We start from the raw sequence: 14,531 nt of genomic DNA on the forward strand, positions 1-14,531 counted from the left end.
CTGGCAGGGCGGTGCAGCCTTGCCGGCCGCACTGCCCTGCCCTTCGGATGACCTCAACCGCCGATCGCCCATTTTTCCGGATGAGACTCGAAGGGGCCGCCTGCCGGGGCCGGGGTCCAGACGAAGTCCTTCAGCTTGCTGGAGGCGACGCCGTAGCGCTTGGCCACCCACATGGTGGCCCAGGGCAGGTTGGCGTTCATCGCCTTGCAGACCGCCTGGTAGCGTTCCGTCCGCTTGGCATCGTCGGTCTCGTTCATCGCGGCGTCGAAGGCGGATGTGACCTCCGGCATGCGGATGCGCAGGAAGTTGGCGCCGGCCGGCGGGATCTGCTTCTCGTTCAGGCCGATGTTGATGGCGCTCGGGTCCGGGCCGTTCTGCAGCCCGGCGTAGACCATCGGGAACTGCGACCAGTCCGGGTTCTGGGCGTAGATCGTGGCGTTGTAGGTCGGCGTGTCGACCGCCCGCGGCACCACATTGATGCCGACCTGGGCCAGCATCGCCTGCACCGCCGCCAGCACATTCGCCGCCAGTGGGGTGTTGTAATAGGTCAGCAGCGGGATCGGCTTGCTGCCGTTGATCTGGTCCCAGCCGGCCTCGGCCAGCAGCTGCTTCGCCTTCTCCGGATCATAGGCGTAGGTGTCGATGTCCGAAGGCAGCAGCCGGTCGGCGACATAGCCGCAATTGGCGATCTCGGCGGCGCCCTTGTACAGGCTCTGGACGATCGCCTCGCGGTTGATCGCGTGCATCACCGCCTGGCGCACGCGCACATCCTTCCACAGCGGGACCTCCTGGTTGAAGCCGAGATAGTTCACCACGAAGGAATTGCCTTCGATCACCTTGAAGGCGTCGTTGCCCTGGAAGGTCGCGACGTCGTCGGCCTCGACATAGCTGAAGCTGATCTCGCCGGAGCGCAGCGCCGCCACGGCCGCGGCGGTGTTGGCGAAGTAGCGGTTGATGATCCGGTCGGTGACCGGCTTGCCGCCGCGATAGTCGGCATTGGCGACCAGCTCGACATACTGGTCGGTCACGTAGCGCGAGAACTTGTAGGGGCCGGTGCCGATCGGCGATTTCGACCACCATTCGTGCTTGGCGAGCGAATTCGCCGGAATGTCCTTGAGCGCGTGCTGCGGCAGCATCATCAGCTGGGTCAGCGTGGCCAGCAGCCCCGCATTCGGCGTGGACAGCTTCAGCACCGCCGTGTGCGCGTCCGGCGTCTCGACCGAGGTGATGGCGCCGAGGCGCGCAGCGAAGACCGTGCCGGTGGCGCCGTTCTTCGCCGTCTCGATGGTGAATTTCACATCGGCCGAGGTGAAGGGCTGGCCGTCATGCCATTTCGTGTCGGCCAGCTTGAAGGTGTATTGAAGCTTGTCGGCGCTGACCTCGTAGCTTGTAGCCAGATCACCGGTGATCGTCTCGAGCTTGGCGTCGTAGATCACCAGCGGCTCGAAATAGAGGCTGAGCCAGGTGAAGCCGCCGGTCGCGGCGAGCGGGTTGAAGTTGCCCTGGAAGCCGCCCGGGCCGACATCGAACCCGCCGGTGATCGTCGAAGGCTCCTGCGCCAGGGCGGGCGCCGTGCCGCCCGGCGTTCCCGCCAGCATCGCGGCGGCGAGCGCCAGCGCGGATGCCACCATCCCGAATTTCATCGTTTCCTCCCTATTTGGATTCAGCTTTGTGCTTTCGCGTCCTTGCGGGTCGCGAGGAGACGGGCGATGCCGTCATAGTGCTGGTCGAGCCGGCTGCGGGCGGCCGCCACGTCGCGCGCCGCGACCGCGGCGTAGATGTCGTAGTGATCCCGCCAGGTGGCCATCGGGTCGAGATTGGCCAGGTTCACGAAGTCGGAGGCCTTGTAGAAGGCCTTCCAGAACACATCGATCAGGCTGGTCAGCATCCGGTTGTTCTGGCAGCGGAACAGCAGGAAATGGAACTCCTGGTCCTCCTCGGCGAAGCTCTCGTTCCGCTCGGCCCTCTGCCGCATGCGCTCGACCGTGTCCTTCAGCGCGGCGAGATCATCTTCGCCGATCAGCTGGATGGTCTTGCCGATCAGGCCGACCTCCAGCACGCGCCGGATCTCCAGCACCTCCTCGACCTCGCGCAGCGCGCCGCCCAGGCCATAGGCCAGATTGGCCAGCAGCGGCTCGAACGAGAACGCCTTCACGAACACGCCGATGCCGCGCCGCGTCTCCAGGATGCCGAGCGATTCCAGCCCCTTGATCGCCTCGCGCACGGAGTTGCGGCTGACGCCGAGCTGCTGCGCCAGGTCGTTTTCCGGCGGCAGCGCCGCACCGGGACCGAGATTGTTGTCGTCGATATAGCTCTTCAAGCTCTCCTGCACCGACACATGGAGCAGCGGCGGCCGGGCGAGCGGCTTGATCTCCTTCATCATCGACACCGACCTTCCGCCTCACCGTCCCATCGAACTTGCCAGATGCTTGCCGACTTGTAGGATATCTGTCAAGTCGATCAGATGGAGGAAGCGATGGCCCGAGTGGCGCTGGCAGGGGTCGGGCATTGGCATGCGCGCATGCATCTGGAGGCCGCCCGTGCGGCCGGCGCGGAAGTCGTGGCCGCCTGGGACGAAGAGCTTGCGACGGCGCGGAGCTTTGCCGCCGATCACCGGGTGCCTTCCTGCGCCACGGTCGAGGCGCTGATCGCGGCAAGGCCCGACCTGACCGTGGTCATGGGCCGCCCCGACCGGGTGCCGGATCTGGCCCTCGCCTGCATGGACGCCGGCCTGCCGATCGTGCTGGAGAAACCGGCAGCGGTCTCGACGGCTGCCCTCGAGCCGGTGGCCGAGCAGGCGCGCCGCAAGGACCTCTTTGCCGCCGTGCCGCTGCCGAACCGCTGCGGTCCGATCTGGCGGGAGATGGAGGATCTGCAACGCGCCGGCCGTCTCGGGCCGGTCTCGCACGCCCAGTTCCGCATCGTGAACGGCCCGCCGGAGCGCTACCGGCTGGACGGGGTGCCTTGGGTCCTCGACCCGGCCATCGGCGGCGGCGGGGCGCTGCGCAACCTCGGCATCCACGGCATCGACGCCGCGCTGGCCCTGGCCGGCGGCGCCGACCTCGCCGTCGTCTCGGCCGCCATCGACCGCCGCCTCTACGGCGAGGCGGTCGAGGAGTATGCGGTTGTCACCCTGCGGGCGCCGGACGGCATGATCGCGACGGTCGAGGCCGGCTACACCTATGCCTCGATGGCGCCGGGCGGCGACTTCGAATGGCGGGTATCGGCCCGCAACGCCTATCTCCTCGACCGCGGCGACAGCTGCCGCGTCGCCACGCTCGACGACGGCCGGGCGCGCGACCTCACCCCGATCCTGCCGGCGGACCGGTACAAGGCCTTCATGGCCGACACGCTGGACCGCCTCGCCCGCGGCGCGGCCCCGTGGGTCGGGATCGCGGACTATCTGCAGGCCATGCGCCTGATCGACCGGGCTTACGAGGAGGCCGCAGCATGATCGGCATCGGCATCATCGGCGCCGGCTATTTCGGTGCGATCCACGCGCGGGCCATTGCCGCCGTGCCGGGCGCGCGTGTCGCGGCGGTCTGCCGCCAGGACATCGACGCCGCCCGGGCCTTCGCGCGGGAGCACGGCGGCAATGCCCATGCCCATTGGCAGGCGCTGCTCCACGACCCGTCAGTCGACGCGGTGCTGATCGCCACGCCGCACCATCTCCACGCCGGGATGGCGATCACCGCGGCGCAAGCGGGCAAGCACATCCTGCTGGAAAAGCCGATGGCGCCGACCGTCGCCGAATGCGACGCGATCAACGCCGCGGTGGCCGAGGCCGGCGTCCATCTGATGGTCGGCCACATCATGCATTTCGCCTTGCCCTGCCTCGCCGCCCGGGAGATCGTCGCGGGCGGCGGCATCGGCCGCCCGGTCCTCGGCAGCAGCTGGCTGATCAAGCTGTGGATGGAGGCGAACCGCCAGCCCTGGCACCTGTCGCCGAAGACCGGCGGCGGCATGCTGCTGACCGCCGGGATCCACGCGCTCGACCGGCTGGTCTGGCTGATGGATGGCCCGGTGGCGGCAGTCTCGGCCATGGCCGGGACCCATTTCCATGACCAGGAGGCCGACGACACCGCGCTGATGCTGCTGCGCTTCGCCGACGGCCGGATCGGCCAGGTGGCGAGCGTCGGCTATCGCGACGGCGGCGTCGGCTTCGCCATGGACCTGATCTGCGAGGCCGGGACCCTGCGCCTCGATTTCGACCAGGGCGTCGCGATCGGCCGGGGCGGTGTCTGGACCCCGGTCCCGCACTCGATCGAGCCGGACTGGATGCAGCGCGCGGTCGAGCGCGAATGGCGGGCGATGCTCGGCCTGATCCAGGGCGATGCGCCGAACCCGGCGGATGGCGGCTACGCCCGTCATCTCATCGCCTGCATCGAGGCGGCCATGCAGGCCGAGCGATCCCGCAGCGAGGTCGCCCTGGCGTCGCCGGCCGCCTATGAGGCGGCTGGAGCCTGATCGGATCTGGCGCCACGCCGGCCGGCGCGCCACGCATCCAGCGAGAGGCGCCCGGCACCGCGCGCCCAGAGGATCAGGAACGCGCCGGCCAGGGCCAGATCCTTCTCGAAATGGATCAGTTGGTTGCGGTCGCCGAACCGGGTGTGGAAGACGATGGCGGCAACGATGCAGAACGCCGCCAGGCCGATGGCAGCGAGGCGCGCGTGCCAGCCGGCGATCACCAGCAGCCCGGCGCCGAGCTCCACGGCGATGGCCGCGGGCAGCAGCTGCGGCGGCATGCCGAACGCGCTCATATAGGCGGCCGCTGCGTCGTAGGCGCCGAGCTTGCCGAAGCCCTCCAGCACGAACAGCAGCCCCAGCAACGCGCGGCCGGCGAGCTCGCCGCCATCCCGCAGGCCTCGCCGGCTCGTCACTGCGACTTCGCCGTTGCCTGTTCGATCGCCTGCTGCAGATCCGCCAGCTCCTCGCAGCCCTGCGGGCACAGCGCCTTCAGCCTGGCCTCGTTCTCGCGGGCCCTGGCGACATCGCCGAGCTGCAGGTAGAGCTCGCCGGAATATTCGAGCGCGCCCTTGTGGTCGGGATCGAATTCCAGGGCCTTCCGGTAGAAGGTCATCGCCGCCCCGGTGTCGCCGCTCTTGCGCAGGCTGAACCCCATCAGGTTGTAGACATCGGCGTGCTGGACGCCGTCGTCGATCAGGGCGTTGAGATCGGCGATGGCGCCGCGGTAGTCGGCGGCCTCGATCTTGTCGCGGATGCCGTCGAGGTCCGGTGCGTCGGTCGAAAAGTGTCTGTCGACCGCCAGCGCCGGCGATACGGCAGCGGCCAGCAGGGTGGCGAACACGAGCGGGCGCAGGGCTTTCATCGTCGGCTCCCGTCAGGCGACCGTGTCCGGGATGAAGGCGTAGGCGGCGCCGTCCTTGGCGAAGCGGCCGGAGCCGGGGAACGGGAAATGCGCGCCGCAGACCCGCATCTCGTCGGCAATCACGCGGTCGAGCAGCGCCCGGCGGGTCTGGACCGCCAGCGGACCGTCCTGGTCATAGGCGCCCCGCCATTCCGGATGCGGCGCCAGCAGGGCCGGCACATAGGCCGTGTCGTTCGAGATCAGCAGCTGCTCCGATCCCGAGGACAGCAGGAAGGCGGAGTGGCCGGGGGTATGGCCCGGCGCCTTCACCAGACGGATGCCCGGCGCGACCTCCCTCTCCTCCTCCACCAGGGTGAAGTTCTTCCAGGTCGGGAAGACGGCGTTGATGCGCTGGCCCAGCGGCCGGCGCGCCTCCGGCAGCTTCTCGACGCGCCCGGGCTCGGTCCACCACCTGTATTCGGCGGCGCTCACCACCAGCTCGGCATCGGGGAAGACCGGCTTGTTGGTGCCCTTCTCCATCAGCCCGGAGATGTGATCCGGGTGGAAATGCGAAATCAGGATGGTGCCGACCTTGGCGGGATCGATGCCGGCCGCCGCCATGGGGCCGAGCACGCCCTGCGCGGTCGGCTGCCATTGCCCGCCCGAACCAGAGTCCACCATGACGTGCCGGCCGTCGATGGTGAGCACGACCACGGTCAGGGGAATCGTGACGTGGTCCGTCGGCAGCCCTGCCTTGCCGAGCGCCTGCTTCGTCTCCTCGACCGAGGCGTTCTTGATGAAGGCGCGGTCATGCGGCTTCGCCCACATCCCATCATAAAGGGCCGTCACCTCGACCGAGCCCACCTTGTATTTGTGAAAGCCTGTTTGCGGCGCAGCCGGCGCCTGGGCGAAGGCGGCCGGGACGGCGAGCTTCCCGCCGAGCCCGAAGGCCGCGGCGAGGGCTGAGGACAGCACGAAGTCACGACGGGACGGACCGGGCATCCGATCTCTCCATGGATGAGGGGAGCACCTGCCGAGGAGATCCAGCAGGGGCCGCGTTTATTCCCGATGCACATCGGCGGGAATAAACCGGGGCCGGGCGGGATCGAATATCTGAGGTGCCCCGGCAAATTGGCCTAAGCTGACCGCATGACCGCGCCTCGCGATTTCCAGCGGCTGTCGCTTCCGCATATGGATGCCGCCTACAACCTCGCCTATTGGCTGCTGCGGGACCGCGACGACGCCCAGGACGTGGTGCAGGACGCCTATCTGCGCGCCTTCCGCGCCTATGACGGGCTGGCCGGCGACGACATCAAGCCGTGGCTGCTGACCATCGTGCGCAACGTCGCCTATCGCTGGCTGTCGGCGCGGAAGCGGACCGCCAATGTGATCTCCCTCGACGGCGTGCTGCCGCGCCGCGACGACGAGGACGACCGCGGGCTCGACGTGGCGAGCGAGGATCCCTCCGCCGAGGAGATGCTGCTGAGCCGGGCCGAGCAGACGCTGGTGCGCGGCGCCCTGGCGGAGCTGCCGCCGATCTTCCGGGAGGTGATCGTCCTCAGGGAATTCGAGGGCATGACCTATCAGCAGATCGCCAGCGTGACGGACGTTCCGATCGGTACCGTGATGTCGCGCCTGGCCCGTGCCCGCGACCAGCTGCGGGATCGCTTGCGGCAGCTGCTCGCGCAGGAGAGCCGCAATGCGCTGTGATCAGGCCCGCGACCGGATCGCCCTCCTGGTCGACGGCGAGCTGCCGCCCGGCGAGCGCGATGCGGTGTCGGCGCACGCCGCGGACTGCCCGGACTGCGCCCGCATCCGCGACGAGCTGCTGCGGCTGCGCAATCACCTACAGCAGGCCCGCGAGCCGGCACCGCCGAAGCTGCTGGACCGGATGTCGGCACGGCTGGCGATGGAGGCGGAAGAGACCGAGCCCGGCTTCCGCCGCACCTTCGCCGACCGCGTCGTGCAGGGCCTGTCCCCGTATCTGCGCCGGGCCGCGGTCATCCTGCTGGCCTGCGTCCTCTCGATCGCAGGCACCGCCTGGTGGATGCAGCGGAGCGGGGAGGAGGCCGCCGTCTCCCGCGACGTGCTCGCCGCCCATGTCCGCTCGCTGCTGCAGGATGATCCGGTCCAGGTCGCGTCGGCCGACACCCACACCGTCAAGCCGTGGTTCGCGGGGCGGCTGGACTACGCGCCCGTGGTCAAGGACCTGTCGGGCGAAGGCTTCCGGCTGGTCGGCGGTCGGCTCGACTATGTCGACGGCCAGCGCGTCGCGGCGTTGGTCTACCGGCGGCGCCTGCACCAGATCACCGTCTTCGTCTGGCCGTCGGACAGTCGAGCGGCCGCGCCCGTTTCGGCCAGGGTCGCCGGCTACAACCTGCTCGGCTGGAGCCGGGCGGGCATGGCGTACTGGGCCGTGTCCGACCTCAACGAGGGCGAGCTGCGCGAGCTTCAAAGCCTGCTCTGACCGGCCGGCTCACTTGATGTCGCCATGGTCGAGACCGGGCCAGTTCGTATTGGCCCGGGCGATATAGCCCTTGGTGTCCTTCAGCCACATCTCGCGGACGCCGAGGTCGTAGTTGAGATAGAGGCGCCCGTCGACGATCGACCAGGCCTCGGGCTCGACCTTCACCAGATAGCCCTGGGACGTGCCATAGGCGCAGAAGCCGCCAAAGGCCGGCAGGTATTTCTGCGGATCGCTCTCGAACAGCGCCTTGTTCTCGGCGCTGGCGAACCACCAGGTGGCGCCGTTGCGCTGGACCGCGAATTCAGGCTTGCCCTGCCGCGGCGCGCCCTCGCGGAAGTAGGCGACCGGATCGTAGCCGCGGATCGCGACATGGTCGGTCGAGCCCAAGGTGTTGACCGGGCGCGGCGCCTCCGCCCAGGCGGCCGGCATCGCAGGCGCGATGCAGACCAGGGCGGCCAGCGCCAGCACGGTTCGACGGATCATGACAGGCTCCTTTCGTGGTTGCGGATCGGGGGGTCACTGGGCCAGCAGCGCCGTCGCGCGCTGCCGGGCCAGCTCCTGCTCCAGGTCGTGGATGCGCCGGTCCTGGGGGGCCAGTCCGGGACCGGCCCCGCCCTTGAACCAGGCGACGGCATAAGCGACCGCGACCAGTGCGGCGAAGCCGGCCAGGTTCGCGGCGGCGACGGCGAACGGGTCGCGGCCGGTATGGTCCAGCGCCATGCCCAGCAGCTGGGCCGCGACCATGCCGGAGACGAAGACCGCGAGCGTCTGCTGTCCGACCTTGGAGACGACGGCGACCACCGGCCCGTGCAGCCGCCGGCCGCCGGGCCCGGCCAGCTGCATCGCCAGGACGGCCAGCGCCAGGAAATGCACCAGGCGCAGCAGGCCGAAATGGGTCTTGTCGGTCAGCGGCATCAGCGCCTGCGCCCAGAAGCCGAAGAAGGGCGAGGCCTCGATGATGCGGTACCAGGCGAAGGGCACGGTCGCCAGGACGACGACCAGGGCGAGGATCGTCAGGCCGCGGCCGGGTCCCGGCGCCGGCAGCGTGCCGCGCATCAGGAAGAAGCCGAGATAGAACAGCAGCTGCCAGCCGAAGGGGTTGAAGAACCAGACACGGTCCGACCAGGGCTCGGCCGGCAAGTCCAGGAGATGCGCCTGGGCCAGGCCCCACAGCGCCGCCATCAGGACTATGGGCAGCGCCCGGTGCAGCCGCTCGGCCAGGATCATCGCCGGCATCATGGCCAGGATGACCAGGTACATCGGCAGGATGTCGAAATAGTTCGGCACATAGGCCAGAGCCAGGAACTGCGGCAGCAGGGCCGCGGGATCGGCGAAGAAATGCGGCAGGTTCAGCGCGACGATGTAGCTTTCGCCGCTGCCCGGCCGGATGCCGGCCGCCGCGACCAGCGCGGCGACGACGACGAAGACTGCGACATGGATCCAGTAGATCTGCCAGACCCGGCGGGCGACGCGGCCGGTGCCGCGGGCGAAGCCGTCGCGGTCGAACACCCGACCGAAGGCGATGGCCGAAGCCATGCCGGACAGGAACACGAACATCTCGGTCGCGTCGGAGAAGCCGAACCGCGCCGGGATCCACAGGATCCACGGGTTCTCCGGAATGTGCGCGATCAGGATGATCAGCATCCCGAGGCCGCGGAAGACGTCGAGCCGCGGGTCGCGCCGGGGCTTGGCCGCCGCGACGGAGAGTGCCGCCGGCGCCGGCGGCTCAGAAGGCCTGGTGATATGCATCGGCGTCGAACCTGCAGGCGATCAGGGTGAAGCGGTCGCGGTCCCGGGCGGCGGCCAACTCCTCCGCCAGCGCTGCGGCACTGGTGACGGTGCGGCCATGGCCGCCGAAGCCGGCGGCGACCGCGGCGAAATCGGTCGGGCCGAGCCCGACGCCATGCGGCGCCAGCCCGGCTGAATTCTGCTTCAGGGCGATCAGGGCCAGGCTCCGGTCCTGGAACAGCACGATAGTGATCGGCAGGCCGAGGTCGCGCAGGGTGGCGAACTCACCGATCCCCATCTCCAGCCCGCCGTCGCCCATCACGGCGACGACGCGGCGCGACGGGTCGGCGACCTTGGCGCCGATCGCCAGCGGCAGCGCCGCGGCCATGGTGCAGAAGCCGGCCGACTGCAGCAGCGATAGCGGCCGCCGCGCGATCCATTTCTGCGACAGCAGGATGCGGTGGGCGCCGGAATCGACGGTGACGAGGTCACCATCATTCACCGCCCGGTTCAGGGTCTCGATGATGGCGTGCGGCCCCCAGCCGCCGCGGCCGGCGAAGCGTTCCTCCAGCTGCATCCGGGCCGCGGTCGGTTCGCCATCCGGCCAGGTTGTGCCGGGATCGATCGCCTCGGCCAGGGCCGCGACAGCGGTCGCCGGATCCGCGAGCAGACGCGTCCCGGCGTGATGCATGGCGTGGTCAGCCGGCGCGGCGGTGATCTCGACGATCCGGTCCGGATCGGAGGTGGGATCGAGCCAGCCGAGCCGCATCTCGATCGGGTCGTAGCCGACGAAGAGCAGGAGGTCGGCCTGATGGAACAGGCGCAGCAGGATCGCGTCGGCGGCCGGCGACAGGCCGGCCCCGCCCAGCGCCAGAGGATGATCCTCCGGCACCAGGCCTTTGGCCTTGTAGGTGGTGACCACCGGCGCGCCTAGCCGCTCAGCCAGGCGCAGCAGCGCCGGGCCGGCGCCGGCCCGCGCCGCCTCGAAACCGGCCAGGATCAGCGGCCGCCGCGCCCGCGACAGGCGGCCAGCCAGCGCCGCGACCATCGGGTCCCGCGGGCCGATCGCCGGGCGCAGCACCGCCGGCGGGGCGACCACGCGCGGCGCCAGGTCGGGTATGGCCGCGACCGAAGGCGACAGGTCGAGATGCACCGGCCCCATCGGCTCCGCCAGCGCCAAGGCCAGAGCCCGGGCCACGGTCGGGCCGGCGCTCTCCGGCTCGACCTCGAAGCTGGCCTTGACCAGCGGCCGCAGCAGGGCCGCGTGGTCGATCACCTGATGGGTGTAGCGGGCCCGGGTGGGCCGGTCGACGATGCCGGAGATCACCACCAGCGGCACATGCTCCTGCGCCGCGTCGGCGATGCCGTTGACCGCATTCGCCAGCCCCGGGCCGACGGTCGCCACCAAAAGGCCGGGCGTGGCCGTGGTCACCGAGGCGCCGGCGGCCATGATCGCCGCCGCCGTCTCGTGCCGCGCCAGGTGGAAGCGGATGCCCGCCGCCTCCAGCCCGTCGATCAGGGTCACGACCTCGCCTCCCGGCATGCCGAAGGCGTGACGGACTCCATGGGCGTACAGGGTGGCGGCGATCGTATCGGCGACGCGGGTCATCACAGCGAGCTTTCAGCGGTTTGGGACTCGCGGAACCGTACGACATAGGCGACGACCAGGCCGAACAGGACGTGGCCGACCAGCGAGGCCCAGGCCAGTGGGATGAAGCCCAGGAAGGCCGGCAGCCCGGCGAAGACATGGGCCATGACGTACAGGGCGAAGACCCACAGCCCGATGCCGAAGCCGATGCCGGTCAGCACCAGCGGCAGCTTCGGCAGGATCGCGCGCTGCAGCGGCCGGGCGATGAACAGATAGCCGATCGGATAGAACACGATGCCGACGATGGCGTGGATCAGCTCCGCTGCCGTCCAGCTCTGAAACCCGAAGACGGACTGCACCAGGGCCGCCGGCTCCAGCGGACCGCCGACCAGGAACGGGGTGATGCCGCGGGCCCAGACCTCCCAGGTCAGGTCGGCGGCGATGCCGGCCAGAAGGATGGTCGGGACGAGGCGGCCGGTCAGCGCCGGGAACAATGGCGCGGTGGTGGCCTGGGTCTGAATCTGAGTCATGGTCATGATCGTGGTCTCCGTTCAGGGAAGGTCAGCGGAAAGCCCGCAGCCGGGCGGTGGACAGGGTGCGGCCGTCGACGGCCGCGATCAGGCGGTCCTCGGCCTTCAGCCGGCGGCGGGCGGCACGGATCTCCCGCAGCGCCTCGCCGTCGCCGCGCCGGGCGGCGGCCTCGGCCAGGGCCAGGACGAACAGGTCGCGCTGGGCATTGCTGCCGCCGAGCCCCGGCAGGGCGGCGGCGAGACGGTCGAGCCCTCCCCGCTCCGCCCCCATTCCGGCGATGGCGCGGGCCAGCGGCAGGCCGATCCCGGCCGCGACCCGGGCCTGGTCGCCGTCGCCCTGGGCGCGCACCTGCAGCGCCATCACCAACTCCGCCGCCGCCGGCCGGTCGCCCAGTGCGATCAATGCGATCAGCGTGTGCAGCGCGGCAAAGACCAGGGTGGTGTCGGCCCGACGCTTCCGCGCGATCTCGGCCAGGTCGGCCCAGCGGTGGCCGACATCGACGCCGAGGCGCTCCAGCCGCCACAGCAGCGAGACCGCATTGGCCATGTCGCGGAAGTCGTCGGTCGGGATCGGCCGCACCTCCTGGTCGTAGAGTCGCAGCACGCGCTCATGGTCGCCGCGATCGAGATGCAGCAGCGCCAGGTGCCAGGCCAGGTGGAAGCTGAAGTTGTTGCAGCGGGACCAGCGGTCGCGGCTGCCCTCCAGCCAGGCGATGCCGGCCTTGGTGTCGCCGCGCATCTCATGGACATGGGACACGGCGTGCAGGCCCCAGGCGTCGTCCGGCTCCAGCGCCACCGCCTGCCGGCCATAGGCCTCGGCAGCGGCGTAGGCGCCGTGCTCCTCGACCGCGAAGGCGTGGCAGCCCAGGAGGAAGCCGGCGGCGGGCAAGTGGGCCGACCACACCGCCATCATCCGGTGCGAGGCCGCCAGCATGCCCTCGGCGTCTCCCAGCATGAAGCGCAGCGCATGCGCGATCTTGAAGGGCAGGAAGGTCGCCGGCCGGTCGGCGAAGCTTCGGTCGAGGCTGTCGGCGGCCTGGGCGAAACGGTCCTCGACGGCGAGGCCGAGGGCCTCGACCAGAGCGCGCTCGTCGGCGGTGCCGCCATCCTTCGCCGCCAGGGCCCGCCGGGCCGCCGCCAGCGCCTCCCGCGCCGGGCGTGCCAGCTCCTCGCGCGCCAGGATCAGGTTGGCGAAGCCCTTCAGCGCCAGTGCCGGCACATGGTCCGGATCGGCGTCGAGCGCCCGCCCGATCGCGACGCCGGTCGAGGGCCGATGCGCCGCGAGGCCGTGCACCGCCTCTTCGAAAGCGGTAGTGGCCGCGGCATTGGCGGAGCTGGTCGACAGGTCGTAGTGATCTCTCGGCATGACGGATCCTTTCTCGCCCGTTGGGGCAAGGCTCGGCCGTGGCGTCGATCGCGCGACGCGGCGGCGGTCCGAATTGTGAGAGGCCGGCTGGTGCGCTCCGGCCGCGGAGGCTCAGCCGTTCGTGACGGCGATGCCCGGCGGGGCGAACAGGAGCAGAGGATAATTCATGGCGGGTTCCGCAGAAGAGGCTCGCCGCAATGGGCTTGTGACGACTTCTTCGGCGTCGGTGCGGCTGCTATTACAGCGCCGGCAGAATTTTTTCGAACTCCTCCGGAACCGGCCGGCCCGCTGTAACGAATCCGAACGCGGAGCCGTATGAGGTGATGACGCGTGACTGACCCGTCGCGGGAGGAAGAATGGGCGACATGGATGCGGGCCGCGATTTCCGGCGACGCCGGGGCCTACCGCCTGTTCCTGCAGGCGGTGACGCCGCATCTGCGCGCCATGGCCCGGCGGCGCGGTACCCTGTTCGGCACCTCCGGCAGCGATGCCGAGGACATCGTCCAGGAAGTGCTGCTGGCGATCCATCTCAAGCGCGCCTCCTGGGATCCGGCGCGGCCGATCGGCCCCTGGATCTCGACCATCGTGCGCAACAAGATGATCGACGCGCTGCGCCGGCGCGGCCGTCATGTCGACGTGCCGATCGAGGACGTGATCGACACGCTGGAGGCCGAGCCGGCGGCGGACGGGCTGGAGCGGCGCGATGTCGACCGCCTGCTGTCGCGGCTGCAGGACCGGCAGCGCGAGATCGTGCGCTCGATCTCGGTCGAGGGCGCCGGCGTGCGCGAGACCGCCGGCCGGCTCGGCATGACCGAGGGCGCCGTGCGCGTGGCGTTGCACCGCGCCTTGAAGATGCTGGCCGCTTTGTATCGGAGTGACCCGGAGTGAGGACCGACGATCTGATCACCGCCTTGGCGCAGGACGCCCCCGTCCGCTGGCCGCTCGGCCGCGCGGTGGCGGCGGCGATGGCCGGCGGCGCGGTCGTGGCCGGTGCCATCTTCTTCGTCGGCGTCGGCATCCGGCCGGATGTGATGCAGGCGATCGAGACCGTCCGCTACTTGTTCAAGTTCGTCGTCACCCTGGCGCTGGCCGTCACCGCCACCGGGCTGATCCTGCATCTGGCCCGGCCGGGTGTGCCCTTGGGCGCCTGGCGCTGGGCGCTGCTGGCCGCGCCGGTCCTGCTGGCCGTCTCGGTCGCGGCGGAGATGATGGCGATGCCGATGTCGACCTGGGGCGCACGGTGGATCGGCGAAAATGCGCGCTATTGCATGATCGTCATCCCGCTGATGGCGCTCGGGCCGCTGGCCCTGCTGCTGCTCGCCCTGCGCCAGGGCGCGCCGCGGCGGCCCGGCATCGCGGGTGCGGTCGCCGGGCTGGTGGCCAGCGGCATCTCCGCGACCTTCTACGCCGCGCACTGCCCGGACGACAGCCCGCTCTTCGTCGCCACCTGGTACACGCTGGCGACCGGGATCGTGGTGCTGATCGGCACCCTGGCGGGCCGGCGCTGGCTGCGCTGGTAAGCCGGGCACAGCATCGCCGTCCCG

At 70.3% G+C, this 14,531-nt stretch carries 16 protein-coding genes; 6 read left to right on the plus strand and 10 right to left on the minus strand.

Going from position 1 to position 14,531, the window contains the following annotated elements; genetic code table 11:
* Window positions 1-53 precede the first annotated feature (53 nt).
* Complete coding sequence (locus tag KXR53_RS18880) at window positions 54-1,643, minus strand: ABC transporter substrate-binding protein (RefSeq protein ID WP_437376802.1); 1,590 nt, start codon at window positions 1,641-1,643, stop codon at window positions 54-56.
* Between the two features lie 20 nt (window positions 1,644-1,663).
* Entirely contained in the window at window positions 1,664-2,383 is a 720-nt protein-coding gene (locus KXR53_RS18885; protein ID WP_437376803.1) for a FadR/GntR family transcriptional regulator, read from the minus strand.
* Between the two features lie 93 nt (window positions 2,384-2,476).
* On the opposite strand from KXR53_RS18885, the gene KXR53_RS18890 reads away from it, so the two are divergent.
* The gene (locus KXR53_RS18890) at window positions 2,477-3,454 is read left to right on the plus strand and encodes a Gfo/Idh/MocA family protein (RefSeq protein WP_437376804.1); all 978 of its coding nucleotides are present in this window, start codon (window positions 2,477-2,479) and stop codon (window positions 3,452-3,454) included.
* Entirely contained in the window at window positions 3,451-4,467 is a 1,017-nt protein-coding gene (locus KXR53_RS18895) for a Gfo/Idh/MocA family protein (protein WP_437376805.1), read from the plus strand. Before KXR53_RS18890 ends, KXR53_RS18895 begins: the two co-directional genes overlap by 4 nt.
* Here the strand turns inward: KXR53_RS18895 and KXR53_RS18900 are convergent.
* Genes KXR53_RS18900 through KXR53_RS18910 form a run of 3 tightly spaced genes read right to left on the minus strand, consistent with a single transcriptional unit; the run spans window position 4,446 to window position 6,310 of the window.
* Window positions 4,446-4,880, minus strand: a complete 435-nt coding sequence (locus tag KXR53_RS18900; RefSeq protein ID WP_437376806.1) for a DoxX family protein — start codon at window positions 4,878-4,880, stop codon at window positions 4,446-4,448. The two genes, KXR53_RS18895 and KXR53_RS18900, sit on opposite strands and share 22 nt — an antisense overlap.
* Complete coding sequence (locus tag KXR53_RS18905) at window positions 4,877-5,329, minus strand: tetratricopeptide repeat protein (RefSeq protein WP_437376807.1); 453 nt, start codon at window positions 5,327-5,329, stop codon at window positions 4,877-4,879. Before KXR53_RS18905 ends, KXR53_RS18900 begins: the two co-directional genes overlap by 4 nt.
* Window positions 5,330-5,341: 12 nt before the next feature.
* Window positions 5,342-6,310 carry an MBL fold metallo-hydrolase gene (locus KXR53_RS18910; protein WP_437376808.1) on the minus strand — a complete coding sequence of 323 codons (969 nt, stop codon included), beginning with the start codon at window positions 6,308-6,310 and terminating at the stop codon, window positions 5,342-5,344.
* Window positions 6,311-6,457: 147 nt separating this feature from the next.
* Between KXR53_RS18910 and KXR53_RS18915 the strand changes: the two genes are divergently transcribed.
* Window positions 6,458-7,018 carry a sigma-70 family RNA polymerase sigma factor gene (locus tag KXR53_RS18915; protein ID WP_437376809.1) on the plus strand — a complete coding sequence of 187 codons (561 nt, stop codon included), beginning with the start codon at window positions 6,458-6,460 and terminating at the stop codon, window positions 7,016-7,018.
* A complete protein-coding gene (locus KXR53_RS18920; RefSeq protein ID WP_437376810.1) occupies window positions 7,008-7,775 on the plus strand; it encodes an anti-sigma factor family protein in 768 nt (255 codons plus the stop codon). Before KXR53_RS18915 ends, KXR53_RS18920 begins: the two co-directional genes overlap by 11 nt.
* A gap of 9 nt (window positions 7,776-7,784) precedes the next feature.
* Here KXR53_RS18920 and KXR53_RS18925 read toward each other — a convergent pair whose 3' ends face one another.
* From KXR53_RS18925 to KXR53_RS18945, 5 genes are read right to left on the minus strand one after another with little or no spacing between them, the layout of a single operon-like run.
* A complete protein-coding gene (locus KXR53_RS18925; RefSeq protein ID WP_437376811.1) occupies window positions 7,785-8,258 on the minus strand; it encodes a YHS domain-containing (seleno)protein in 474 nt (157 codons plus the stop codon).
* A 33-nt stretch (window positions 8,259-8,291) separates the two neighbouring features.
* Complete coding sequence (locus KXR53_RS18930; protein ID WP_437376812.1) at window positions 8,292-9,524, minus strand: OpgC family protein; 1,233 nt, start codon at window positions 9,522-9,524, stop codon at window positions 8,292-8,294.
* Entirely contained in the window at window positions 9,502-11,112 is a 1,611-nt protein-coding gene (locus KXR53_RS18935) for a thiamine pyrophosphate-binding protein (protein WP_437376813.1), read from the minus strand. The genes KXR53_RS18930 and KXR53_RS18935 overlap by 23 nt, the downstream gene beginning before the upstream one ends.
* Window positions 11,112-11,627 (minus strand): YqhR family membrane protein, encoded by a 516-nt coding sequence (locus KXR53_RS18940; RefSeq protein ID WP_437376814.1) that lies wholly within the window; start codon window positions 11,625-11,627, stop codon window positions 11,112-11,114. The genes KXR53_RS18935 and KXR53_RS18940 overlap by 1 nt, the downstream gene beginning before the upstream one ends.
* 25 nt (window positions 11,628-11,652) lie before the next feature.
* Window positions 11,653-12,987 carry a hypothetical protein gene (locus tag KXR53_RS18945; RefSeq protein WP_437376815.1) on the minus strand — a complete coding sequence of 445 codons (1,335 nt, stop codon included), beginning with the start codon at window positions 12,985-12,987 and terminating at the stop codon, window positions 11,653-11,655.
* Window positions 12,988-13,317: 330 nt separating this feature from the next.
* On the opposite strand from KXR53_RS18945, the gene KXR53_RS18950 reads away from it, so the two are divergent.
* Complete coding sequence (locus tag KXR53_RS18950; RefSeq protein ID WP_437376816.1) at window positions 13,318-13,875, plus strand: sigma-70 family RNA polymerase sigma factor; 558 nt, start codon at window positions 13,318-13,320, stop codon at window positions 13,873-13,875.
* Entirely contained in the window at window positions 13,872-14,507 is a 636-nt protein-coding gene (locus KXR53_RS18955; protein ID WP_437376817.1) for an NrsF family protein, read from the plus strand. The genes KXR53_RS18950 and KXR53_RS18955 overlap by 4 nt, the downstream gene beginning before the upstream one ends.
* Window positions 14,508-14,531 lie beyond the last annotated feature (24 nt).

The sequence above is a fragment of the Inquilinus limosus genome (assembly GCF_051487185.1).
Classification (GTDB): domain Bacteria; phylum Pseudomonadota; class Alphaproteobacteria; order DSM-16000; family Inquilinaceae; genus Inquilinus; species Inquilinus limosus_F.